Origin of the sequence: Bulleidia sp. zg-1013 (genome assembly GCF_019798045.1) — a bacterium.
Classification (GTDB): Bacteria; Bacillota_I; Bacilli_A; order Erysipelotrichales; family Erysipelotrichaceae; genus Bulleidia.
In genome coordinates this window covers 110,073-134,258 of the sequence record NZ_JAGXEX010000001.1, presented here as the reverse complement: position 1 = coordinate 134,258, position 24,186 = coordinate 110,073, and the positions used below count along the sequence as shown (strand labels likewise).

Annotated in this window: 19 protein-coding genes and 2 other annotated features; of the genes, 18 read left to right on the top strand and 1 reads right to left on the bottom strand. The window is 36.6% G+C overall.

Features of this window, described 5'->3' with window-relative positions; translation table 11 throughout:
• Window positions 1-191: 191 nt before the first annotated feature.
• Window positions 192-385, top strand: a binding site (T-box leader).
• A 34-nt stretch (window positions 386-419) separates the two neighbouring features.
• Entirely contained in the window at window positions 420-3,035 is a 2,616-nt protein-coding gene (locus K7I92_RS00620; protein ID WP_220281647.1) for a valine--tRNA ligase, read from the top strand.
• 130 nt (window positions 3,036-3,165) lie between these two features.
• Window positions 3,166-5,808, top strand: a complete 2,643-nt coding sequence (gene ppdK / locus K7I92_RS00615) for a pyruvate, phosphate dikinase (RefSeq protein ID WP_220281646.1) — start codon at window positions 3,166-3,168, stop codon at window positions 5,806-5,808.
• Window positions 5,809-6,189: 381 nt separating this feature from the next.
• Here the strand turns inward: ppdK and rpsT are convergent, their stop codons facing one another.
• Window positions 6,190-6,450: a 30S ribosomal protein S20 gene (gene rpsT, locus K7I92_RS00610; RefSeq protein ID WP_203245598.1), complete on the bottom strand. Its 261-nt coding sequence runs from the start codon at window positions 6,448-6,450 to the stop codon at window positions 6,190-6,192.
• Between the two features lie 116 nt (window positions 6,451-6,566).
• On the opposite strand from rpsT, the gene fmt reads away from it, so the two are divergent.
• The 16 genes from fmt (at window position 6,567) to K7I92_RS07600 (ending at window position 23,927) form a co-directional block, all read left to right on the top strand.
• On the top strand, window positions 6,567-7,496 hold the full coding sequence (gene fmt, locus K7I92_RS00605) for a methionyl-tRNA formyltransferase (RefSeq protein ID WP_203245599.1): 930 nt from the start codon (window positions 6,567-6,569) through the stop codon (window positions 7,494-7,496).
• Window positions 7,497-7,503: 7 nt separating this feature from the next.
• Window positions 7,504-9,309: a translation elongation factor 4 gene (lepA, locus tag K7I92_RS00600; protein ID WP_203245600.1), complete on the top strand. Its 1,806-nt coding sequence runs from the start codon at window positions 7,504-7,506 to the stop codon at window positions 9,307-9,309.
• Window positions 9,296-10,390, top strand: coding sequence for a radical SAM family heme chaperone HemW (hemW, locus tag K7I92_RS00595; RefSeq protein ID WP_220281645.1), 1,095 nt, complete (start codon window positions 9,296-9,298; stop codon window positions 10,388-10,390). The genes lepA and hemW overlap by 14 nt, the downstream gene beginning before the upstream one ends.
• Before the next feature lie 96 nt (window positions 10,391-10,486).
• On the top strand, window positions 10,487-10,753 hold the full coding sequence (gene rpsO / locus K7I92_RS00590; RefSeq protein WP_203245601.1) for a 30S ribosomal protein S15: 267 nt from the start codon (window positions 10,487-10,489) through the stop codon (window positions 10,751-10,753).
• 65 nt (window positions 10,754-10,818) lie between these two features.
• On the top strand, window positions 10,819-11,520 hold the full coding sequence (locus K7I92_RS00585) for an ABC transporter ATP-binding protein (RefSeq protein WP_220281644.1): 702 nt from the start codon (window positions 10,819-10,821) through the stop codon (window positions 11,518-11,520).
• Window positions 11,514-14,930 carry an FtsX-like permease family protein gene (locus tag K7I92_RS00580; RefSeq protein WP_220281643.1) on the top strand — a complete coding sequence of 1,139 codons (3,417 nt, stop codon included), beginning with the start codon at window positions 11,514-11,516 and terminating at the stop codon, window positions 14,928-14,930. The genes K7I92_RS00585 and K7I92_RS00580 overlap by 7 nt, the downstream gene beginning before the upstream one ends.
• Window positions 14,927-15,565, top strand: coding sequence for a GIY-YIG nuclease family protein (locus tag K7I92_RS07405; protein ID WP_220281642.1), 639 nt, complete (start codon window positions 14,927-14,929; stop codon window positions 15,563-15,565). Before K7I92_RS00580 ends, K7I92_RS07405 begins: the two co-directional genes overlap by 4 nt.
• 95 nt (window positions 15,566-15,660) lie before the next feature.
• Complete coding sequence (gene pnp / locus K7I92_RS00565; protein ID WP_220281641.1) at window positions 15,661-17,862, top strand: polyribonucleotide nucleotidyltransferase; 2,202 nt, start codon at window positions 15,661-15,663, stop codon at window positions 17,860-17,862.
• A gap of 26 nt (window positions 17,863-17,888) precedes the next feature.
• Window positions 17,889-18,545 (top strand): tRNA (guanosine(46)-N7)-methyltransferase TrmB, encoded by a 657-nt coding sequence (trmB, locus tag K7I92_RS00560; protein ID WP_220281640.1) that lies wholly within the window; start codon window positions 17,889-17,891, stop codon window positions 18,543-18,545.
• A 4-nt stretch (window positions 18,546-18,549) separates the two neighbouring features.
• On the top strand, window positions 18,550-19,179 hold the full coding sequence (locus K7I92_RS00555) for a hypothetical protein (protein WP_220281639.1): 630 nt from the start codon (window positions 18,550-18,552) through the stop codon (window positions 19,177-19,179).
• A 66-nt stretch (window positions 19,180-19,245) separates the two neighbouring features.
• On the top strand, window positions 19,246-19,965 hold the full coding sequence (locus tag K7I92_RS00550; RefSeq protein WP_203245607.1) for a hypothetical protein: 720 nt from the start codon (window positions 19,246-19,248) through the stop codon (window positions 19,963-19,965).
• Between the two features lie 182 nt (window positions 19,966-20,147).
• Window positions 20,148-20,480, top strand: coding sequence for a hypothetical protein (locus tag K7I92_RS00545; RefSeq protein WP_203245608.1), 333 nt, complete (start codon window positions 20,148-20,150; stop codon window positions 20,478-20,480).
• Window positions 20,470-21,009: a hypothetical protein gene (locus K7I92_RS00540; RefSeq protein ID WP_203245609.1), complete on the top strand. Its 540-nt coding sequence runs from the start codon at window positions 20,470-20,472 to the stop codon at window positions 21,007-21,009. The genes K7I92_RS00545 and K7I92_RS00540 overlap by 11 nt, the downstream gene beginning before the upstream one ends.
• Window positions 21,010-21,018: 9 nt before the next feature.
• On the top strand, window positions 21,019-22,017 hold the full coding sequence (locus K7I92_RS00535) for a LacI family DNA-binding transcriptional regulator (protein WP_203245610.1): 999 nt from the start codon (window positions 21,019-21,021) through the stop codon (window positions 22,015-22,017).
• Window positions 22,018-22,052: 35 nt separating this feature from the next.
• Window positions 22,053-22,253: a binding site (T-box leader), on the top strand.
• 38 nt (window positions 22,254-22,291) lie between these two features.
• Entirely contained in the window at window positions 22,292-23,542 is a 1,251-nt protein-coding gene (gene tyrS, locus K7I92_RS00530) for a tyrosine--tRNA ligase (protein ID WP_220281638.1), read from the top strand.
• Window positions 23,543-23,627: 85 nt separating this feature from the next.
• Window positions 23,628-23,927, top strand: a complete 300-nt coding sequence (locus tag K7I92_RS07600) for an SPASM domain-containing protein (RefSeq protein WP_220281792.1) — start codon at window positions 23,628-23,630, stop codon at window positions 23,925-23,927.
• Window positions 23,928-24,186 lie beyond the last annotated feature (259 nt).

Genomic DNA, 24,186 nt, shown 5'->3' with positions numbered 1-24,186 from the left:
CTTTGGGCTTTTGGTGTAATTGTATTCATAGAGAGTATCCTTCCTTCTTTTAAATTTTTGGTTAATTAAATTATATAGGATATCTCTCTGTTTTTCTTTTATTTGGTCTCACATCTGTTGTAACGCTATAGGCTAAACTATGATTTAAACCAAAGATGATTGAATTCATAACAAAAGTTACTTATAATACTTTTAAGGCTGTGATAGGAAATAAGGAAAGGTGCTTGTTATAGAGAGTCTTTGATTGCTGGAAAAAGACACAAGTCTTTGCGTCGTCGTCCTTGAGCTATTTTTCTGAACTCTTAGTAAGAAAAATCGGTGCAATCCGTTATCGAAGAAAAGAAGTAAATAAGGTGGTACCACGTTTGTTTTTGACGTCCTTTGTGCAAAGGACGTTTTTATTTTGGAAAGGACTAAGTATGAAAAATCAATTAAATACAAAATACAATCATCATCAAGTAGAAGATGGTCGTTACAATCAATGGTTGGAAAAAGGTTATTTTACGGCCGGAGATAAGAGTAAAGATCCTTTTGTGATTGTTATTCCACCCCCAAATGTGACAGGTATTTTACACATTGGTCATGCTTTTGATAATACCATTCAAGATATGATTGCTCGTTATAAACGTATGCAAGGCTATGATGTTTTATATCTGCCGGGTATGGATCATGCCGGTATTGCAACCCAAGCAAAAGTAGATGCTCGTTTAAAGAACCAAGGTGTTAGTCGCTATGATATCGGTCGTGAGAAATTCCTAGAATATGCCTGGGCTTGGAAGGAAGAATACGCCGCTACCATTCGTGACCAATGGGCTAAATTAGGCTTATCTTTAGATTATACAAGAGAAAGATTTACCATGGATGAAGGCTTAAATATGGCTGTTCGTCGTGTTTTTGTACAGCTTTATAACGAAGGCTTGATTTACCGTGGTAAGCGCATTATCAACTGGGATCCAGAAGCGAAAACAGCGCTAAGTAATATCGAAGTCGTTTACCAAGATGATATAGGGAAGATGTATTATTTCTCTTATGATGTGGTTGATAGTGAGGAAAGCTTCACCGTAGCAACGACACGACCGGAAACCATGTTTGGTGATGTTTGTGTGGTGGTGAATCCAAAGGATGAGCGCTACCAACATTTAATTGGTAAAAAGTGTATCAATCCAGCTAACCAAGATGTTATTACGGTGATTGGTGATGAATATGTGGATATTGAATTTGGAACGGGGGCAATGAAATGCACACCGGCTCATGATCCGAATGACTTTGAGATTGGTAAGCGTCATCATTTAGAATCTATTTTAGTCATGAATCCAGATGGAACCATGAATGAAAAAGCAGGTAAATACGCTGGTATGGATCGCTATGAATGTCGGGAACAGTTGGTAGCGGATATTGAAAAGACCGGTCACTTGGTCAAGATTGAGGAATTTGTGCATGCGGTCGGTCATTCAGAAAGAACCAATGCGGTGGTGGAACCTTATTTGAGTGAACAGTGGTTTGTCAAGATGAAACCATTGGCTAAAGATGTATTGGATACACAAGCTAATGGAGAAAAAAAGATGGCTTTCTACCCAGCGCGTTTTGAAAAGACCTTTAATGCTTGGTTGGAAAATATTGAGGACTGGTGTATTTCACGTCAATTATGGTGGGGACATCGTATTCCAGCTTGGTATCATAAAGAAACCGGTGAACTTTATGTTAATGAAGAAGCACCTAGTGACATTGAAAATTGGATTCAGGATGAAGATGTCTTAGACACATGGTTTTCAAGTGCTTTGTGGCCATTTGGCACATTAGGTTGGCCGGAAGAAACAGAGGATTTTAAGCGCTATTATCCAACTAGTATGATGGGAACTGGTTATGACATTATTTTCTTCTGGGTAGCGCGTATGGCTTTCCAAGCTCGTCATTTCACTGGTCAAGTACCATTTAAAGATGTTGTGTTACATGGTTTAATCCGTGATGCCAAAGGTCGTAAGATGTCGAAGTCTTTAGGAAATGGAATTGATCCAATGGAAGTTATTGATCAATATGGTGTTGATTCTCTTCGGTATTTCTTAACTACGAATTCCACCCCCGGACAAGATTTGCGTTATATTCCAGAAAAAGTTGAAGCGGCTTGGAATTTTATCAATAAGATTTGGAATGCGTCCCGTTTTGTTTTAATGAATTTAGAAGAAGGTCAGGATTTAAGCTTACAAAATAAGATTTTGAGTTCTATTGACACTTGGATTTTAACAAAGCTAAATAAGACGATTGAACAAGTGACCATGAATATGGACAAATATGAATTTGGTTTAGCCGGTAATGAACTTTATGGTTTTGTTTGGAGTGATTTCTGTTCCTGGTATTTGGAATTAGCGAAGGCGAATTTAAGAAGTGAAGATAAGGCGGTTAAGTTAGCGACGGAAGCTACTTTGGCTTATGTGTTAAAGGCGATTGTTTGTTTATTACACCCATACATGCCATTTGTGACAGAAGAACTTTATTTAAATCTTCCCAAGCATTTAGAATCCATTCAATTAGAAACTTGGCCAGTCGTACTTTCAGTACCTGAATTTGATATGGAAGCGATGGAAAGAGTGTTAAGTACAATTTCTCGTTTAAGAGAAGTGAAGTCAATTCATGATTTGAAACCAAGCACAGTTCTTCATTTCTGTTTAAAGGATTTGGACGGGAAAAAGGTTGAAAAGAATGCTGCTTTTGTGACGATGATTCAAACGATGACAAAGTGTGAATGGGTGGATGAAATTGATGATGAACAATCCATTGAAACCCTTCGTGAAGGCAGATTGGTTTTAGCAATGAAGGAATTAAGTGATCCAAAAGAAGAAAGAGAGAAGCTAGAAAAGGAAAAGATACGCTTAGAAGCGGAAATCAAGCGTAGTAAAGCTATGTTATCGAATCCAAACTTTGTTCAAAAAGCACCAAAGAAAAAGGTAGAAATAGAGCAACAAAAACAGGAAACGTATTTAAAACAATACGAAGTGGTTTTAGCCCGTTTACAAGAGTTGAAAAATAGTGTTGCGTAAGGCGAGAGTGATTCTCTCTTTTAGGAAGAAACCGGTGTTTTTTTGGTAAATATGAAGATAGTTCAAGTTTAAATATTGCGAATTGTAAGCGGTTATAATAAAATTTCTATTAGTTAGTTGGAGGTCTTGTATGACAAATCAAAAATACGTCTACCAATTCCAAGAAGGAAATGGTTCCATGCGTGCTTTGTTAGGGGGCAAAGGTGCTAACCTAGCAGAAATGAGAAACCTTGGTATGCCGGTGCCGGAAGGATTTACGGTTACCACAGAAGCTTGTACAGCTTATTATGAAGATGGGAAGAGAATTAATGAATCCATCTTAGATGAAATTAAGAGAAACGTTGTTTGGTTAGAAGAAGTTACGGGTAAGAAATTAGGAAGCAAAGAAAATCCACTTTTAGTTTCGGTTCGTTCAGGTGCTCGTGCTTCAATGCCGGGGATGATGGATACAATCTTAAATTTAGGGATTAACGATGAAGTGGTGAAGGTCATTGAAGAAAAATCAGGCAATACACGTTTTGCTTACGATTCTTATCGTCGTTTTATTCAAATGTTCTCGGATGTGGTGATGGGCTTAGATAAGTCGAAGTTTGAAAAAATCATTGATGAAGTGAAAGAAGAACGCGGTGTTGAATTGGATATTGATTTAACGGGCGAAGATATGAAGGAATTAACAACTCGTTTCAAGGTTTTCTATGAAGAAAACTTACATGAAACCTTCCCTCAAAATCCGCATGTTCAATTAGAAAGATCGGTCGAAGCGGTTTTCCGTTCTTGGAATAATGAACGTGCGATTTATTATCGTCGTATGAATGATATTCCATCTAGTTGGGGTACGGCTGTCAATGTGATGGAAATGGTGTTTGGTAATATGGGTAACGATTGTGGTACCGGGGTTGCCTTTACTAGAAACCCGGCAACCGGCGAAAAGAAGCTATTTGGTGAATTTTTAATGAATGCCCAAGGAGAAGATGTAGTTGCTGGTATTCGTACTCCTCAACCAATCGAAGAATTGGCGAAGACAATTCCGAATGCTTATAATGATTTCATTGAAATTTGCGGTCGTTTAGAGAAACATTACCATGATATGCAAGATATGGAATTTACAATTGAACATGGTAAGTTATTTATGTTACAAACACGTAACGCAAAGCGCACAGCCGCGGCGGCTTTAAAGGTGGCTGTGGATATGGAAACAGAAGGTCTTGTAACAAAAGAGCAAGCACTTCTAATGGTTGAGCCAAAGCAATTGGATGATTTATTACATCCTCAATTCGATCAAAAGACTTTGCAGGCTAAGTCTGGAGATATTATTGCGAAAGGCTTAGCGGCTTCTCCCGGAGCCGCTTGCGGTGAAGTGGTTTTCACGGCTGAAGATGCGAAGAATAAGGCTTCTTTAGGTCGTAAGGTTATCTTGGTTCGTTTGGAAACAAGCCCGGAAGATATTGAAGGCATGCATGTATCACAAGGGATTTTAACGGTACGTGGTGGTATGACATCACATGCTGCGGTAGTAGCTCGTGGTATGGGTACTTGTTGTGTATCGGGTGCCGGTTCTATTCAAGTTAATGAAGAAGCTGAAACCTTCATTGTTGGTGGTGAAACTTATAAGACAGGGGATGTTATCTCATTGGATGGCTCTACAGGTAATGTATATCGTGGTCGTATTGAAACCGTTCCTGCAACAATTTCAGGTGACTTTAAGACATTTATGACTTGGGCAGATGAAACTCGTACAATGAAGGTTCGTACCAATGCGGATACGCCAGAAGATGCTCGTAAAGCCCTTGAATTTGGTGCTGAAGGTGTTGGTTTAGTTCGTACGGAACATATGTTCTTTAACTCACAAGAAAGAATTAATGCGATTCGTGAACTATGTATTTCAACTAATAACGAACAAAGAGAAAAAGCGTTGGCTTTATTAGAACCTATGCAACAGGCTGACTTTGAAGGTATTTACGAAGCTATGGAAGGAAGAAGTGTAACGATTCGTCTATTGGATCCACCTCTTCATGAATTCTTGCCTAAGACAGCACAAGAAGCGGAACAGGTTGCTAAAGACTTGGGCGTTACCGTGGATGAAATTGTTATGGCTTCCGCAAACTTGCATGAATTTAATCCAATGATGGGTCACCGTGGTTGTCGTTTGGATGTGACTTATCCGGAAATTGGTCGCATGCAGGCACGTGCTATTATGAAAGCTACCTTAGCAGTGAATAAACGTCATCCGGAATACCATTTGGTTCCGGAAGTCATGATTCCTTTGGTTGGTGAAAAGAAGGAATTAGATTATGTTGCGAATATTATTCGTAGTACATTTGATGAAGTGATTAAAGAAGCTGGTGTTAGTCAAGAGTATAAGGTTGGTACAATGATTGAAATTCCTCGTGCCGCTCTAACAGCCGATCAATTAGCTAAAACAGCGGAATTCTTCTCTTTTGGAACGAATGACTTAACACAGATGACCTTTGGTTTCTCAAGAGATGATGCCGGTAAGTTCTTGAATGATTACTACGATAAGCATGTCTATGACTTTGATCCATTTGCCCACGTGGATCAAACGGGTGTTGGTCAATTAATCCAAATGGCTTGTGATAAAGGTCGTTCGACTCGCCCGGATATTCACTTAGGTGTTTGTGGAGAACATGGTGGTGACCCGGCAAGCATTAAGTTCTTCCAAAAAGTTGGCTTAACCTATGTGTCTTGTTCACCATATCGTGTCCCAATTGCTCGTTTAGCCGCCGCACAAGCCGCTATTCTTGAAAAGAAATAAATAATTAAGATAGGGGGAGTTGTTTTCAACTTTCCCTTCTTTTATTTAATCAGTGTTTATCATAAAATACACAGATGAGTATCAATAAATAAAAGAACATAAAAAAAGACTTCACATTGAAGTCTAATAGCACACGATGTGCAGTTGGTCTAAACCAACGATTTCAGCAAACTTTTATTTGAACTCGCCGTGTAATTTTTTTGGGGGAAACTGTCGATATGATATATTTCCACAAGCATCATGTACAGTATCTTAACGGGAGCCGGTAAAATAACAAAGCATAAAAATAAAGAAGTCTAGCTGCGATGGTGCAGCTGGATTTTTTATTATTTTATTTTTGAACAGAGAAAAAATAAAAAAAGCGATGAATCGCTTTCCTAATTAAAGACTATTAACTAATTTAGCTAAACGAGACTTTTGACGAGCAACATAGTTCTTCTTCTTAATATGAGAAACAAGAGCTTTGTCCAAAGACTTATTCGCCATGTTATAAGCTTCAGTTGCTGTTGCTTTATCCTTAGCTTCAACAGCCACTAAAACTTTCTTAATAGCTGTCTTTAATTCTGTCTTTTCACCAGCTAAAGCATGTTGTTTTTTAAGGTTGGTTAAAGCACGTTTCTTTTGCGATTTGATATTTGCCACGATGACACCTCCTGTCTTTATAAGCTGTTCTATAATACCAAAAGCATAACTAAATTGCAAATATTTATCTCCTAAAAACTATGATAGAATAGAGCCATTGAGAAGGGAGATTGTTAATGAATATCCTATTTTTTGGTACACCTGAATTCGCAAAAGAAATGTTAGAAACGCTCTATCAAGAAAAATATAATATTGTAGCCATTGTTTCCCAGCCCGATCATTTTCTTGGTCGTAAAAAAGTTTTAACACCAACCCCAACGCATCAGTTTGCTTTAGAACATAATATCCCCTGTTTACAACCCGAAAAATTAAAAGAGGCAGTAGAAGAAGTTCTATCCTATCAACCTGATTTTATTTTAACCTGTGCTTATGGACAATTTATTCCCCAGGCTATCCTCGATTATCCAAAATACAGTTGCTTAAATATCCATCCATCCCAACTACCAAAATATCGTGGGGGAGCACCAATTCACCACGCTATTATGAATGGGGAAAAAGAAACGGCTGTTTCCTTAATGAAGATGGTTAAGAAAATGGATGCAGGGGATATTTATGCCCAACGTGTGATTGAAGTAGGCGAAGATGAACGATTCTATGAATTAAACCAACGCTTAATTTCTATCGCAAAAGTTATCATTCGTGAAGACTTACCTTTGTATTTTGAAGGAAAATTAAAAGCTATTGTTCAAGAGGAAGATAAAGTCAGCTTAGGTCTTAATCTAACGAAAGAAGAAGAGATGGTTCACTTTCAAACAGAAGCCATTCATCAACTGTATAATCACATCCGTGCCTTATACGATTGGCCAATTGCCTATGGCTTAATTGATGGTAAACGCATTAAATTTATCACTTGTCGAAAAGAAGTTTGTGAACATACAAAAACAATCGGTGAAGTCGTTGGCTTAGAAGGAAAAGGGCTAAAGATAGCTTGCCAAGGAGGCTATCTTGTTGTCTATGAATTACAACCGGAAGGAAAGAAAACAATGGACGCAAAATCATTTATGAATGGTTTTGGTCGTTCTTTAATTGGTCATTGTTTTGAATAGGAGTTATATGGATCAAAATAAAATTCGAAATTTTTGTATTATTGCCCATATTGATCATGGGAAAAGTACTTTAGCTGATCGTATCTTAGAAATGACGGATACCGTTTCCCAAAGAGATATGAAATCCCGGCTACTAGATGATATGGAGTTGGAAAGAGAAAGAGGCATCACCATTAAGCTAAACGCTGTCCAATTGAAATATGAAGCTAAAAATGGGGAAGATTATATCTTTAACTTAATTGATACCCCGGGTCATGTTGATTTTAGTTATGAAGTATCTCGCTCCCTAGCGGCTTGTGAAGGGGCTGTTTTGGTTGTGGATAGCACTCAAGGTGTTCAAGCCCAAACCCTGGCAAACACTTATCTAGCTTTAGATAATGATTTAGAGATTCTTCCTGTCATCAATAAAGTTGATATGAATAACGCTGACCCTGATAAAACAAAGAAAGAAATTGAAGATATCATTGGTTTAGATTGTTCTAATGCTCCTTTAATTTCAGCACGTTCCGGTTTGAATGTTGACCAAGTTTTAGAACAAATTGTTGAACATATTCCAAGTCCCAAAGGAGAAAAGAATAAACCACTACAAGCTCTAGTGTTTGATTCTTTCTATGATGCCTATCGAGGTGTTATCCCCTTAGTTCGCGTGCGAGAGGGGTCAATTAAAGTGGGCGATAAAATTCGCTTTATGGCAACCGGGGCGGAATATGAAGTCTTAGAATGTGGTATCCGTACCCCAAGAGAAGTAAAGGTCAACAAGTTGGAATGTGGTGATGTCGGTTGGATTACAGCTTCTATTAAATCGATTCAACATGTTCATGTGGGGGATACGATTACGCATATTAATCAACCGGCTGAAATGGCTTTAAGTGGTTATCGAGTGATGAATCCAATGGTGTATTGTGGACTTTATCCAAGCGATGCGGATCGCTATGGTGACTTACAAGATGCTTTAGATAAATTACAACTCAATGATGCTTCACTTCGGTATGAGCCGGAAACTTCTCAAGCGTTAGGTTTTGGTTTCCGTTGTGGTTTCTTAGGATTACTTCACATGGATGTTGTCCAAGAACGCTTAGAAAGAGAATACAATTTGGATTTAATTGTGACTTCTCCCTCGGTTATTTATCAGGTTTATCAAACCGATGGCACCATGGTAGTGGTGGATAATCCAGCCCATATGCCTGAACCATCTAGGATTAGTCGCATTGAAGAACCCTATGTTTTAGCGAAGATTATGGTTCCAGATACTTATATTGGGGTGGTCATGGAACTATGCCAAAATAAACGAGGTATTTATAAAACCATGGAAATCATTGATACCGGTAGAAATGAAATTCATTACGAATTACCACTATCAGAAATTATCTTCGATTTCTTTGATCGTTTAAAATCTTGTTCAAAAGGCTACGCTTCTTTGGATTATGAAATCATTGGTTATCGTGCGGAAGACTTAGTGAAAATGGATATTTTATTAAATCATGAAGCTGTGGATGCTTTATCGGTGATTGTTCATCGTCATTCAGCCTTTAATCGTGGAAATGCGATTGCAATCAAATTAAAGAAATTACTTCCTCAACAACAATTTGAAATACCAATTCAAGCAGCAATAGGTGGGAAAGTCATTGCTCGAACTAATATTAAGGCCTTACGTAAGAATGTCTTGGCGAAATGTTATGGTGGGGATATTTCTCGTAAGAAGAAACTTCTTGAGAAACAAAAAGAAGGGAAAAAGAGAATGAAGGCAGTGGGATCAGTTGAAATACCACAAGAAGCTTTTATGGCTGTCTTATCCATGGATGATGACAAGTAAAGCTCTATATATTCATGTGCCGTTTTGTGCGCATATCTGTGCTTATTGTGATTTTGCTCATGTTGGTTACCAATCTTCTCTCGTTAATCAATGGTTAGAAGCCCTACAAACAGAAATAGCTTCAAGGACAATTCCTAAAGATTTAAAGACGCTTTATCTAGGTGGGGGAACACCGGTTAGTCTAAGGGAAGAGGAATTAAAAAAGTTATTAACTTTATTGGATCCCTATTGCCAAGGGGTTGAAGAATACACGATTGAAATCAACCCTGAAGTGATGACTTTAGAAAAAGCTAAAATATGTGCTAAGCATGGAGTGAATCGGGCTTCAATTGGTTTTCAAAGCTCCAATGAAGTTTTATTAAAATTGATGGGACGAAAACACAATTATGCAAAAGTGCAAGAAACGATTGCTTTTCTAAAAGAAGTTGGGATAACGAATTTCTCTTTGGATTTAATGTATTCTTTACCAAATCAAAGTATGGAATTGTTGCAACAATCCGTTCAAGACGCGCTTGCTTTAAAACCGACACATTTATCTCTTTACTCCTTGACGATTGAGCCAAATACAGTTTTTGCTCGAAAAGGTTTGAAACCGGCTGAGGCAGAATTAGAAGCGGATATGTATGAATGGCTATGCGCTTATTTACCAAGCAAAGGCTACGAACAATATGAAATTGCGAGCTTCGCGAAGAAAGGCTTTCCCTCAAAACACAATCAAGTCTATTGGCGATATGAAGATTTTATCGGCTTATCTTGTGGAGCAAGTGGAAAAGAAAATCATGAACGCTATGATAAACCAAGGAGCTTGAAAGCGTATCTAAAAAATCCATTAGCCAAAAAAAGTATTCCTTTATCCAAGGAAGATGAAATGTTTGAATCAATTATGATGGGCTTGCGTTTAAGAAAAGGAATTCATCTACGTCATTGGCAAGATTGTTATAAGGAAAATCTACTAGAGTATTATAAGGAAGCTGTTAAAAAACATGTCGATAATGGTAATCTTATCATGGAAGAGGCTTTTATTCATTGTACCAAGCAAGGATTTCCTGTTTTGCAGTCAATATTAGTTGATTTTCTTTAGTCTTTAAGCTATTATGAATGAGCTTTTGGACTGGGTTTACTGATTCCTCAACGATAAACTCGGTTTAGAAGGAAAAGAAAGAAAGAGGAACATACAATGTTATCCAAAGAAAAGATTGCTGAAATCACAAAAGAATTCGGACATAAAGAAGGCGATACAGGTTCTGTTGAAGTTCAAGTGGCTTTGCTGACAAACCAAATCAACTCTTTAACAGAACACATGAAAGTGAATAAGAAGGACTATTCTTCAAACCGTGGTCTATTGAAGATGGTTGGTCGTCGTAAGAATATGTTGGAATACTTAAAGAAGAAGGATATTAATCGTTACCGCGATTTAGTTAAGGCGTTAGGTTTAAGAAAGTAATGTAAAGGACCGTAAACAAGTGTTTTACGGTTTTTTTGTGCTCATGAATAGCCTATAATGAGAGTATGAAGATGATTGAGTTAAAAGGGGTTAAAAAAACTTATACTATGGGTGAAGTTCAGATACCAGCCTTGGCTGGTGTTGACTTCTCAATTGATGAAGGACAAGTGGCCGCTATTGTTGGTAATAGCGGTGCTGGTAAGTCAACCATATTGAATATTTTAGGTGGTATGGATTACGTCACATCAGGGGAAGTGTATATTCGTGGACAAGCCATTCACAAGATGAATGAAAAAGATTTAACCAATTATCGTCGTTTACAAGTTGGTTTTGTTTTCCAGTTTTATAATCTGGTGGGAAATTTAACCGCTTTAGAAAACATTGAATTAGCTTCGGAAATATCCAATCATCCTTTAAAGCCGGAAGAAATCTTAGATTTGGTTGGTTTAAAAGATCGCAAAGCCCATTTTCCTGCTCAATTATCTGGTGGTGAACAACAACGTGTTGCGATTGCCAGAGCGATTGTTAAAAATCCCGATTTATTGTTATGCGATGAACCAACGGGAGCCTTAGATGATAAAACAGGTAAACAAATTCTTCAATTGCTTCAAGACATGTCCCGACAATTTCATAAAACAGTGATTATCATTACTCATAATCAAGCTATTTGTCCAATGGCGGATGTCGTCATTCGTGTGAAAGATGGTTTAATTCAATCTTATACAGAAAATAAACATCCATTAGCGGTGGAGGAAATTGAATGGTAAAAGCCAAAACCTTTTGGAAATCATTAGGTCGCTTAATTCTCAAAACAAAAGGGCGCTACATCAACCTCGTTGCGATTGTGGCGATAGGGGTGGCTTTTTTCGTGGGAGTTTCTTCTTCGGCAGGAATTATGGCACATTCTGTTTCTTCTTATAATCAAAGATACAAGCTAAAACAAGCGACCATTTATTCGAATTATGGCTTTGAACAAGAAGATGTCGATAAAATAGCGAAACAGGCAGAAATCAAGCAAAGTGAAGCTTCTTATTTCGAGGATGCCCAAGTACTAAGTAATCATGAAACAAGAATTACCCGTATTCATTCCTACAATCCTAAAAAGAGTATCAATCAATTTGAACTAGTCGAAGGTCGTATGCCAGAAAATAATCAGGAGGTACTTGCTGAAAAGGGTTCTAGTATTATGCCCGGTTTTAAACTAGGGGATGCTTTAAGACTTGAAAAGAAAGATACTATTCTCAAGGTGAAACAATTCAAAGTAGTTGGTTTGGTGAAAACACCTTTATACCTCAATCAAATGAAAGAAAATTCTACTTTACAAAATCAAGAAATCTCCACTTATCTTTATCTACAAGAAGACGGGTTTAAGAGTGACCGTTATCGCGAAGTAAATTTGATTTTTAAAGGGAATTTTGATACGAATGAATTCTCTAAGGATTACCAAAACCAATTGGATAAAATTCAAGAAACTTTAAAACCAAAACTAATGAAATTAGGTAAAGAGGAAGGAAACCGTGTTAAAGAGAGTGCTTTAAAAGACTATCAATCCGGTTTAGATACTTATCAAAAAGAAAAAATGAAATTCAAGGATAAGAAACAAGCCGTCAATCAAAAACTTAATGAAGCGAAAGAAAAGTTAGAGAAGAGTGAAAAAGAGATTAATCAAGGCAAAGTTCAATTGGATAATGCCAAACATGACTTAATAAAACAAGAAGAGACATTGAAACAGAAGGAAAAAGAAACGAAAGAAAAAATTCAAATTTCCTATCAAAAGCTTCAAGCTAAAAAATTTTTTTCAAGCAAACAACTTCAATCTTTATGCAAACAAAAAGAAACATTGCTCAAACAAAATGAAGAGCTAATTAAACAAAAAGGACAAGTAGAACAAGTAAAACCAATCCTAAATCAATTGGAAGGCTTAGAACAATTGATTCATCTTATTTCCAGTGAACAAGCTATTTGGTCCAGCTATCCGGATGAAACAATTGTAGCGACGATTCCGACTATTCATAGTGACCAATATGGTTTTGATACTCAACAAAATGTGGCATCTTTAAAGGCTTATTTGGCACAACTTTTACAACAAAAGCAACGTATTTTAAATGAATTAAAGTTTTTAAACGGGAATAAAGTTAGTGAAAAAAAGGCGGATTTAAAGCAGAAATTAAGTCAAATCGAACAAGGCTTAAAACAAATCGAGTCTGGTTTAGAACAAATTAAAGAGGGTAGCCAAAAAATACAAACCGGCTTACAGACGTTAGAACAAGCTTTTAAAACCATCCAAGCAGAGAAAATAAAAGGCACTAGTCAATTCAATTTGGCTCGAAAGAAATTAAATCAAGCTAAAAAGACCCTCCGGCAAAAAGAGGTACAGTGGAAGGATGGGCATGTGAAATTACAATCAGCTAAGAAGAAATACCAAGAAGTCCGGAAAGAAAGCCAAGAAAAATTAGTCGATGGAGAAAGAAAATTAAAAGAAGCGAAGTATAAATTAGTGGATGCCAAAAAAGAAATCAATCGTTTGGAAGATGGAGAATGGATCTATGTGGATCGTTGCCGTCATTACGCTTCCATTACTTTTAGAAATACGGTTGACCAAATGAAAGCTATTGCGCGTATTTTTCCGGTGTTTTTCATTCTTATAGCAATGCTAGTGTGTTTAACCACTATGACACGTCTAGTGGAAGAAGACCGTAGTGAATTAGGAACTTTCCGTGCTTTAGGCTATCAGCGTAAACGTTTATTCCAAAAATATGCTTGTTATTCATTATCGGCAACCGGATTGGGCTTAATCTTGGGCGTTTTAATTGGTATGGCCAGTTTCCCATTTATCATCTATGAAGCTTGGAAAATGATGTTTATTCTTCCAAAGATACAAATGGAAATTTCATGGTTATTTATCACTCGGACCGTTGTCGGTTTCTTTGTGGTGATGTATGGAACTACTTGGTTTGCGGTACAGCGTGATACGAAAGAAATGCCGGCCTCATTGATGCGACCAAAAGCGCCAAAAATTGGTAAAACTATCTTATTAGAAAGAATTCCATGTTTGTGGAAACGCCTTAGTTTCTTACATAAAGTTACCTTTCGTAATCTCATTCGCTATAAGAAACGCTTCTTTATGTCCATTATTGGTATTGCCGGCTGTTCTGCTTTAATGGTGATGGGTTTTGGTATTCGTGATTCCATTACTTCTTTAGTGAATCTTCAATTCAAAAAAATTCTTCATTATGATGGTGTGGTTGAGGCCAAGGATGACGTAAATACTTTAAAGTTAGACTTAGAAAAAGATTCGGATATTGCATACGTAAAAGAAGGTTTGTCTTTTAATACAAGTATTAGTTATAAAGGAAAAGAAAAAAGTGCTAGTCTTTATTCAGGATTACACTTAGAAACACTGTATCAATTAGAAGATTTGCATAGGCAGAAAATATCTTTTCAAGAAGATGGCTTGATTATCAGTGAAAAAGTAGCTCAACAGCTTGGAGCTCGTGAAGGGGATGTTGTTACTATTGAAAATGCGGTTGGGAAAAAGTTTGAAGTACCCATTCGTAAGATTGTGGTTTATTATGTGCAACATGGTATTTGGATGAATCCAGCTACTTATGAAAAGATTTTCCACGAAAAAGTAGTTGAAAATAGTGCCTTTGTGAAAGTGAAAAAGAATGTTTCAGTAGCGGATTTGGAGAAGAAGCTCTTGCAAAGAATGGATGTAAAAAAGATTGAATTCTTTCGTCCGCAAATTGAAAACTTTAACCAAATGATTTTAGGATTGGATGCGATAGTTTGGGTGTTGATTGCATCGTCGATGTTACTGGCGTTTGTGGTCTTACAAAATCTAATTAGTTTAAATATTTCTGAAAGAATAAGAGAAATTGCTACCTTAAAAGTACTGGGTTTTAGAAAGCGGGAGATAGAACGTTATGTCTTCCAAGAAAATATTTTATTAACTGCACTGGCTTCATTGGTTGGTTTACCAATTGGTATCTTATTGCATCGAGCTATTATGACAACCATACAGGTAGAAAATATTACCTTTCCAATTCAAATTCATTGGTTAAGCTTTGTGTATGCGTTCTTATGGACCGCTTTGTTTGGTCTTGCGGTAACCAGATGGATGCGTAAATATATTCATCGTATTGATATGGTAGAAAGTTTAAAGAGTTTAGAATGAATTATGTTTATATCTTAGAATGTGAGGATGGTAGCTTTTATACCGGATGGACAAGGGATATTGAGAAGCGTTTTACTTCCCATTGTTTAGGAAAAGGTGCAAAATACACTCGAAGCCATCCACCAAAAAGAATTGTGTATTGCGAAATACTGTCCAGCAAACAAGACGCAATGTCCAGGGAATGGCACATCAAACGATTAAGTCACCAAGCAAAAGAAGAATTGGTGCAATCGTATCAAAGGACAAACGAAAAGAGGAGGAAAAGTATGTCAAATTTAAAGTTTTACAAATGTGAAAATTGTGGAAAGGTGATGGTTCAATTAAATTCTGAAGCAAGTGCTTGCCCAGCCGGAATGGTAGAACTAACCACCGCCAGCCAATCGGGAGCAGTTGAAAAACACCAGCCTGTTGTTACAGTGAATGGGAATCACTACAAAGTTCAGGTTGGTGAAGTAGCTCACGTTATGACTGAGGAACATTTGATTGAATCTATTGTTGTTGAATTTGTGAATGGATTTAGAGTATTTCATTTGGGCGTTGGTGCTAATCCGGAAGTTGAATTTGATAGTGAAGAAAAACCGGTAGCGGTATACGAGTATTGCAATTTACATGGTCTTTGGAAAGAGAGTTTATAAGAGAATGTGTGCTTCGGCACACATTTTTTATGGAAAGAATGAAAAAACAGCTATGGTTTGTGGTACTATTACTATAATTGAAAAGTGGAGAAAAGATGGAAAAGTTTAAGAAAAGTTGGTCTTTTTTTGGAAAGACAATTACCGTAGAAAATGGTGAAATCGCAAAACAAGCTGGTGGAGCTGTCATTGTTCGATATAATGACACGACAATTCTTTCCACCGCAACCGCTAGTTCGCAAGCGAAAGATACAGATTTCTTTCCGCTAACGGTTTTATATCAAGAAAAAATGTATGCGGCAGGTAAGATACCAGGTGGTTTCTTAAGAAGGGAAGGACGTCCAAGTGAACATGCGACCTTAACAGCACGTTTGATTGACCGTCCCATTCGTCCTTTATTTGCGGAAGGTTTCCGTAATGAAGTACAAGTTGTTAATACTGTTTTATCCAATGATCCAGATGCAAGTAGTGAAATGGCATCCTTATTTGGTTCTTCTTTAGCTTTATGTGTATCTGATATTCCTTTTAATGGACCGGTGGCAGGTGTGCAAGTGGTTCGTGTTAATGGTGAATTTTTAATCAATCCAAGCATGGAAGAAAATGCGAAAGGGGATTTACATCTAACCGTTGCCGGTACAAAACAAGCCATCAATATGGTTGAAGCAGGAGCAAAGGAAGTTTCAGAAGAAACAATGTTAGCAGCCCTACAAGCAGGTCATGATGCAATTAAGATTCTTTGTGAAATTCAAGAAGAAGTTATCGCAGCTTGTGCAAAGGAAAAGATGGAAGTAACTCTATATGAGATTGATCAAAAGATTAAAGCTTATATAGATGAACATGGTGCTAAGCATATTCAAGAAGCTGTTTCAATCAAAGGAAAATTAGAACGCTATTCAACGATTGATTCCTTAATTGAAGAAATGGTTCAAGCCGTTTCTGAATGGGATTATGAAACAGAGATGGATAAGAATAAAGCAATGAAACAAGCCCATGAATATGGCGTGGAGATTGAAGCTAATGAAGTTCGTCGCTTGATTTCCGAAGATAAAGTGCGCCCTGATGGTCGTGCCTTAGATGAATTACGTCCTTTAGACAGTCAGGTGGATTTATTGCCTAGAGTCCATGGTTCAGCTTTATTTACCCGTGGGGAAACACAAGTTCTTTCGGTTACAACTTTAGGACCTTTAAGTGATGCACAAATGATGGATGATTTAGGTATTGAAGAAGAAAAGAGATTTATGCACCAATATAATTTCCCACCCTTCTCAGTTGGGGAAGTTGGTCGTATGGGTTCTCCGGGGCGTCGTGAAATTGGTCATGGTGCTTTAGGGGAAAGAGCCTTAGCTCAAGTTTTACCAAGCGAAGAAGAATTTCCTTATGCGATTCGTACATCAGCCGAGGTATTGGAATCCAATGGTTCTTCCTCACAAGCTTCGATTTGTGCGGGTACGATGTCTTTAATGGCTGCTGGTGTACCAATTAAAGCCATGGTAGCCGGGGTTGCGATGGGACTTATCACCGTAGGTGATACGTATTCAGTATTAACCGATATTCAAGGCATGGAAGACCATTATGGTGATATGGATTTTAAGGTAGCTGGTACGCGTGATGGAATCACGGCATTACAAATGGATATTAAAGTAACCGGTATTTCACAAGATATTTTAAGAGAAGCTTTAGCCCAAGCTTATAAAGGTCGTATGCAGATATTGGACAACATGGAAGCGTGTATTAGTGAGCCAAGAGCGGATGTATCGAAGTGGGCGCCTAAGATGGATCGTCTAATCATTCCTGAGGATAAGATTCGTATCGTTATTGGTAAAGGTGGCGAAATGATTGATAAGATTATCGCAACTTGTAACGATGTTAAGATTGATATTGAAGATGATGGATCTTGCGTCATTTACCACATGAACCGTGAAATGATTAATAAAGCGAAAGAAATGATTGAAAACTTAATCAAGGAAGCGAAAGTTGGTGAAGTTTATGAAGCAACGGTTACAGATGTTCGTGAAAGCTTTGCATTTGTGAACTTATTTGGTAATGTGGATGCTTTATTGCATGTATCACAATTAGCTTGGGAACGGGTTGAAAATATCAAAGATAAAGTGCATGTTGGTGATCATATTCAAGTCAAGGTCATTCAAGTAGACGATGCTGGCAAAGTGAAGGTTTCAGCGAAGGAACTTTTAGAAAAACCAGATGGTTATGTTGAGCCACAACGTAAGCCATTTAAATCACAAAAATCAGAAGGTGAAACACGCGTCTTTAGAAAGAAGAAAGAAGAAGAGAAGGTTTAACCTTCTCTTTTATCAAGAGGGAATTTATGGCAAGAATGCGAACAAAAAAATGGGCAATGCCTTGGATTGAAGAACATGGTGATTTAATTTTTCAAGATCCTAGCCCTTTAAAGGGAAAATGGAAAGAAAAACTACATAGTCAAAAACTACATTTAGAAATAGGATCAGGAAAAGGCGCCTATTTAAATCAAATGGCAACTTTATACCCCAATGATGCTTGGGTAGGAATTGAAAAAGAAGTGGCGGCGATTGCGATGGCTGCTCGTTATAGTTATGAAGAAAATCCAAATTCTTTTAATAATAAAGTTTTTGTGCTAGGCGATGCGGATCAAGTACTAAATTGGTTTGAAGCAAAGGAAATTCATAGTTTACACTTAAATTTTTCGGATCCTTGGCCTAAAAAATACACACATAAAAGAAGATTAAGCTCACAAAAATTCTTAGAACGTTACCAAGTTATCTTGGAAGATGATGGTGAAATCATTATGAAAACGGATAATAAAGGTTTATTTGAGGACAGCTTGGTGTATTTCAATGAATCTGGCTTTCTTTTAAAAGAAGTATCGGTAGACTATCGAAGAAATCAACATCCAGAAGATGCGATTACAGAATACGAACAACGTTTTATGGATTTAGGACAGCCGATTTATCACTGTATTGTGCAGAAAAATAAGTTAGAATAAGAGTATGAAAAAGCTACTCTTATTTTTACTGACCTGTGTTTTGCTTGGCTGTTCTTCAAACATTCATCGGCAACAAAAAATACCGGTTTTAACAAGTTCCAACAGTAACGTATTCCAAAAGAGCTACCACTTTTATATACCAAGTTCAATAGGACGTTTTGAAAGCAATGGGGACAGTTATGTTCTGGATTATCAGGGTACAAAGTTTCAAATGACCTTTAATCTTTCAACAGTGTTATTTGATTATAAAGAACCATTCTTGAAGAAGCCGCAGTTTAAAGGGGAATATATAGATGTTCATCAGGACAAACAAATGTATTTGGTTTCTTATGAAAAGCTTGAAAATCAAAAGTATTATTTGATTTATGAAAGCCCGGCTTTTATTGGTACAAGTATTTGTGAAAAGGTTGAAATGGCTGCCATTGTAAGGACGATGGTGCAGATTTCACAAAGTTTACAGGTGGATAAAAAGACCTTGCAAGAACAGTTTGTAAAGATTGACCGTAAAAAATACATAGCCGATGCGATTCCTTTTTTTGAAAAGAAAGTCGCAAAAGAAGGGCGTATTGAAGATTTATTTAGCAATAACTTAGAGGAAAGTGAAAAGAAGATGGTTGAGCATAAAGGTGATTGATTTTCTTTTACAACTTTTTAAATATAGACTAAAATAGTAAAGTACATAGGAAGGGCTGAAAATTCTATGATTAAGAAGATACAAAATTTATTATTTGAAGATGAAATACCGGAAGAATTAGAAAATGAGACGGTTGAGAAGGAAGAAGAAAAAGCAAGTGTTGTGGAAAAGATAGCGGAACCAATCGCACCAGTTCAAGAAAAGAAAGTGGTAACACCGGTTGTTCCGGTAGAAGAAGAAAAAATTGTTGAAACACCAAAGCCATCTTTTCCTAACATCACAATTGATGATAAGAAAGCTAGTGCACCGGCAAAACGTATGAAAAAAGAAAGTCGTAAGGTGAGTGAAACAAAATCTTTTGATTACAAATTTCAACCTGTCATTAGTCCTATTTTTGGTGCAAATGAAAAGGATGTTGATGCCTTGAAATCAACTGCTTCAAAACTAAATGAGAAAGAAAAGAAGAAGCATATGGAGAATGTGACAACGATTCTTTCACCAATGTGGGGTAGTGAAGGAAATAATCCTATTCACAATGTTAAAGAAGAAGTGAAGGAAACACCTTCGAGTGTGTTATTAAATGATTCCCAAATCGATGATGAAATTCCTGAGTTCTCCTTGGATGATATTTTAAATGAGCGTGATAAGGTTTATGGCAAAGTATCGGCAGGGGATACAATGTATGATAGTGAAAGTGGTGTTTTTCCGCAATTAAATTTATTTGATGATGAGCTGGAAGATGCAGAAGATTCCACAACGGTTATTAAAAAAACGATGAAGCATTAAGGTATTTAAAGAGGATGAGATGAAGTACAGCTCCAAAAGTTAGTTTGATGGTCAACTTTTGGGGTTCAGTTCAGAGTATCCTCTTTTTTAATTGAATCTTTGAAAATGTTTTAATGATTTTCATTACATTTAATTGAAAGTGTTTACAAATATCTTTATAATATTAAATAGAGGTAGACTATATGGATGCATTATTGAATGATTTACAACTAGTATGTGCAAAATTACTACCTGTTTTAGGGGTAGTGGTTTTGGTATTTATCTGTATGGTTTTAAAGCGGTTGATTACCTTATTAGAATCCATCAATAAAACAGTGAACCAATTAGAACCGACAATGAAGTTGGTGGATGAAAGTCTTGAAAAAGTACAAGCTCCTTTGGACACAACTGTTAAGTATTCTAAGAGCTTAGATTCTATTCATGATAAGGTATCTTCAGCTGTATCAAAAGCAAGTAAAGCGGTTAGTGACAATTTGAAAAAGAAAAAAGAGGAGGGAGATTTAAATGACAAATAAGAATGAAAACTATGATGATTCTTTTGAAAACATCGAAAAAACGGTTGAAGACCTAAAAAAGAAGTTACAGCAGTTAGAGGAAGAAAAAGCAGAATCTTTCGAGGAAGATGATGTTCCAAGGGAAGTGAATTTGTTTGAAGAAATGAAACAAAACACAAAGGAATTAAAGGAAGAAACGTTTCAAAAAGTCGAAGACTTAGAAAAAAAGATAGCCGACAATGAACAATTCCAAAAGACGCTAGCTTACATCAAAGAACATGCGCGTAAAAGTCGTCAAAAATTATCGAATACTTGGGATGACGTTCAATCGAGTGAACAATGGAAAACTTTATCAGCTAAGGCAAAAGAGGGTAAAGAACAATTTGGAAAAAAGGTTCTGCCTAAAGTGGAAGAAGGCGCTAAAATCATTTTTGATAAATCAAGAGAAGTCATCCAAAGTGATTTTGTTCAAGATACTTTTACAAAGGTTAAAGAAGTTGGCGAAACAATTTGGCATAAAATCCAAGATGAAATAAATGATAAGAAATAGGGTTTGAATATGAAACGTGTAACAATTTATGATGTCGCTCGTGAAGCGAATGTGTCCTTAGCAACGGTATCTCGTGTTATCAATGGTTCAAATGTGGTGAAAGCACCAACGCGTGAAAGGGTTGAAAATGCGGTTGAAAAGCTAGGTTATAAGCCAAATGCGATTGCGCAAGGCTTAGCTCTACAGAAAACAACAACAATTGGTTTGGTTGTTCCAGAAGCTTCTTTCACGTATACTGGTCAAATTATCAACGGTTTAATCGATGTCGCTAAGATTTACAATTACAACATTATGTTGCATACGATTACAGATGGTATTACGGATTTGAATTCAGTGGTGGAAGATATTATTAAATCCCATGTAGATGGGGTGATTATTTTCAATGATAAATTAAGAGCCGGTGATATGGTTGCTTTAAATCGCTATAATATTCCTGTCGTTGTGATTGGCAACAAAATTGAAGCGAAAGATGTATGTTCAGTTTATGTAAATATTGAAAAAGCTATTTATGAACTGGTGATGAAGTATCTTGAAGAAGGTAAGGAGAATATTGCAATTTTAGAAGATCGCAAAAATCCACAACAATATCAGCATATCTTACAAGGAGCAAAGAAGGCTTTTGTTTCTAAGGGTAAGGAATTTAATGGTCAGTTGAATTTACCGGCCGGAACCCGCACTTCGTATGGCTTTTTAAAGGATTGGTTAAAGAATCATCGTTATGATTTGATGATTGGCTATCGCGATTCACAAGCTATGGCGATTATCAATGCTGCAAGAGAAAATAATATTTCAGTCCCAGAGGATATGGAAGTGGTTTGTATCTTAGATACAAAATACAACACTATTATGCGTCCACAGGTATCCTCATTCTCGATTCCGTCTTATGATTTAGGGGCTGTATCTATGCGCATGATGACCAAGATGCTACAAAGAAATGAAAATGAAGATCGTGAAGATTCGATTGAATTGAGTTATTTATTTACATCACGTCAATCAACCAAAGAATAAAGATTGAAAACCTTGTTTGGTTTTGTTAAAATACTCCAAAAGCGTTGAAGAGAAGAAGTACCATTTGGAAGAATTGTAGAGAGAGCTTGTTCGGTGAAAAAGCTTGTTTGGAAGAATTGGGAATACATCTTGGAGCTATTTATCTCAAAAGGTAAATCGTTAGCCTGCGTTAAAGGTAGTTAAGGGCATAGATAAATCTATGAACTAAGGTGGTACCGCGCAATAGCGTCCTTAGAATGAAGGGCGCTTTTTATATGCCCTAGAAGGAGAAAATATGAATTTTTTAGAAGAATTACAATGGCGAGGATTAGTTAAAGATTACACAGATTTAGAAGCTTTGCGGAAACAATTAGAAAAGCCGACAGCGGTTTATTGTGGTTTTGATCCAACAGCCGATTCTTTACATGTGGGTCATTTACAGCAGATTATGCTATTACGTCGTTACCAAAAGGCCGGTCATCATGTTCTAGCCTTAGCAGGGGGATTTACTGGCATGATTGGTGATCCACGTCCAACAACGGAAAGAAAATTATTGCGACATGAGGATGTTTTACACAATGTGGAATGTATTAAACACCAATTGGCAATGTTTATTGACTTTAAGGGTGATAACGCTGCCGTGATGGTAAACAATAATGATTGGTTGGAAAAGATGACAACCTTGGATTTTTTACGTGATTTTGGCAAGCAATTCAATATCGCTTATATGTTACAAAAAGACACAATTAAAAAAAGAGTAAACACCGGCTTATCTTACTTAGAATTTTCTTACACTATTTTACAAGCCATTGACTTCTATCATTTATTTAAGGAATACAATTGTCGTGTGCAAATTGGTGGATCGGATCAATGGGGTAATTTAACTTCCGGCATGGATTTGATTAAGAAGCTAGAGGGCAATGATACAGAGGTCTTTGGAATTACTTCACCACTAATCACGAAAAGTGATGGTTCTAAGTTTGGTAAGAGTGAAGGAAAGAATATTTGGTTAGATCCAAGCCGTACGAATGCGTATGAATTCTATCAATTCTGGCTGAATACTCCAGATGATGCAATTGTAGATTATCTGAAACGATTAAGCCTAAAGTCGCCAGAAGAAATTGAACATTTGACACACTTGGTTGAAACAGAACCGGAAAGAAGAGAAGCACAAAAAGCCTTAGCAAGTGAACTAACAACTTATGTTCATGGACAAGAAGGTCTTGAGAAAGCTTTGCGTATTTCAGAAACTTTATTCTCAGGTGATTTTATGACTTTAAGTTCGGCGGAATTAAAAGAGGGATTAAGTGATGCTAAGAAGGTATTAGTGGATAGTGGTATTGGTATCTTAGATGCTTTAGTAGCAGCGGAAATTTGTAAGTCGAAATCGAATGCTCGTCAACTAATTCAACAGGGTTCTATTTCGATTAATGGTATTAAAATTCAAGCGATTGATGGCATTTTGGTCAAAGAGGAAGCGATTGATCAGGAATTTATGATTTTAAAAAAAGGTAAGAAGAACTACTATATTGTGGAATTTAAATAGATTCTCCAATTGATTTCAAACCCATTTCTTTCAATCAATCCAAACGTTACACTGATATTCAAACTTGTAGTGGGGGAAGAGTGGTATTGTAGTTTTTACAGATGGTACTGTTGGAATTTGTGAAAGGCTTATTAGAAATGACTTAAAAGTCGGAAACATATATAAATCCAGTTTGTTTGATATTTGGGACTCAATTAATCTAAAGAATATAATTGAGCCAAATAGAGAACTATTTAAAAATACAGAGTGCTATTCGTGTGAAAAATTTAAAGAATGCGTATATGGAAAAGGGATTTGTTATGTTAGGGCAAAAGTTATATCTGGAAATTATTATTCAATAGATCCCTTTTGCCCAAAATCTAATAGTAATCAAAGGATGAGCTAATTTTATGGGTGGAATTAATTGGGTAAGTTTTATTATAAATGCGACATGAGTTGTTTTACAGTAGAAGAAGATTCAAAAGCAAAAAAGGAATATACAAATTGTTTCAAAGATATAGCAAGAATAGTATTGGATTTAAGACGTCAAATGAAATGATTGAAAATTATTTTAATAAGGCTACTTAAGTATTAGATAGTTTTTTGTCACATATGTTTGACAATACTGGAGTTTATGGTGAAACAGACCATTAGAGGGCTTGCTA

What these genes read in the sequence shown, in the direction of transcription:
- tyrS (WP_220281638.1), top strand. Translation starts at nt 22,292, where the DNA reads ATGAATTTTTTAGAAGAATTACAATGGCGAGGATTAGTTAAAGATTAC.
- pnp (WP_220281641.1), top strand. Translation starts at nt 15,661, where the DNA reads ATGGAAAAGTTTAAGAAAAGTTGGTCTTTTTTTGGAAAGACAATTACC.
- K7I92_RS00555 (WP_220281639.1), top strand. Translation starts at nt 18,550, where the DNA reads ATGAAAAAGCTACTCTTATTTTTACTGACCTGTGTTTTGCTTGGCTGT.
- K7I92_RS00620 (WP_220281647.1), top strand. Translation starts at nt 420, where the DNA reads ATGAAAAATCAATTAAATACAAAATACAATCATCATCAAGTAGAAGAT.
- lepA (WP_203245600.1), top strand. Translation starts at nt 7,504, where the DNA reads ATGGATCAAAATAAAATTCGAAATTTTTGTATTATTGCCCATATTGAT.
- rpsO (WP_203245601.1), top strand. Translation starts at nt 10,487, where the DNA reads ATGTTATCCAAAGAAAAGATTGCTGAAATCACAAAAGAATTCGGACAT.
- trmB (WP_220281640.1), top strand. Translation starts at nt 17,889, where the DNA reads ATGGCAAGAATGCGAACAAAAAAATGGGCAATGCCTTGGATTGAAGAA.
- K7I92_RS00585 (WP_220281644.1), top strand. Translation starts at nt 10,819, where the DNA reads ATGAAGATGATTGAGTTAAAAGGGGTTAAAAAAACTTATACTATGGGT.
- hemW (WP_220281645.1), top strand. Translation starts at nt 9,296, where the DNA reads ATGATGACAAGTAAAGCTCTATATATTCATGTGCCGTTTTGTGCGCAT.
- ppdK (WP_220281646.1), top strand. Translation starts at nt 3,166, where the DNA reads ATGACAAATCAAAAATACGTCTACCAATTCCAAGAAGGAAATGGTTCC.
- K7I92_RS07405 (WP_220281642.1), top strand. Translation starts at nt 14,927, where the DNA reads ATGAATTATGTTTATATCTTAGAATGTGAGGATGGTAGCTTTTATACC.
- fmt (WP_203245599.1), top strand. Translation starts at nt 6,567, where the DNA reads ATGAATATCCTATTTTTTGGTACACCTGAATTCGCAAAAGAAATGTTA.
- K7I92_RS00580 (WP_220281643.1), top strand. Translation starts at nt 11,514, where the DNA reads ATGGTAAAAGCCAAAACCTTTTGGAAATCATTAGGTCGCTTAATTCTC.
- K7I92_RS00535 (WP_203245610.1), top strand. Translation starts at nt 21,019, where the DNA reads ATGAAACGTGTAACAATTTATGATGTCGCTCGTGAAGCGAATGTGTCC.
- K7I92_RS00550 (WP_203245607.1), top strand. Translation starts at nt 19,246, where the DNA reads ATGATTAAGAAGATACAAAATTTATTATTTGAAGATGAAATACCGGAA.
- K7I92_RS00540 (WP_203245609.1), top strand. Translation starts at nt 20,470, where the DNA reads ATGACAAATAAGAATGAAAACTATGATGATTCTTTTGAAAACATCGAA.
- K7I92_RS00545 (WP_203245608.1), top strand. Translation starts at nt 20,148, where the DNA reads ATGGATGCATTATTGAATGATTTACAACTAGTATGTGCAAAATTACTA.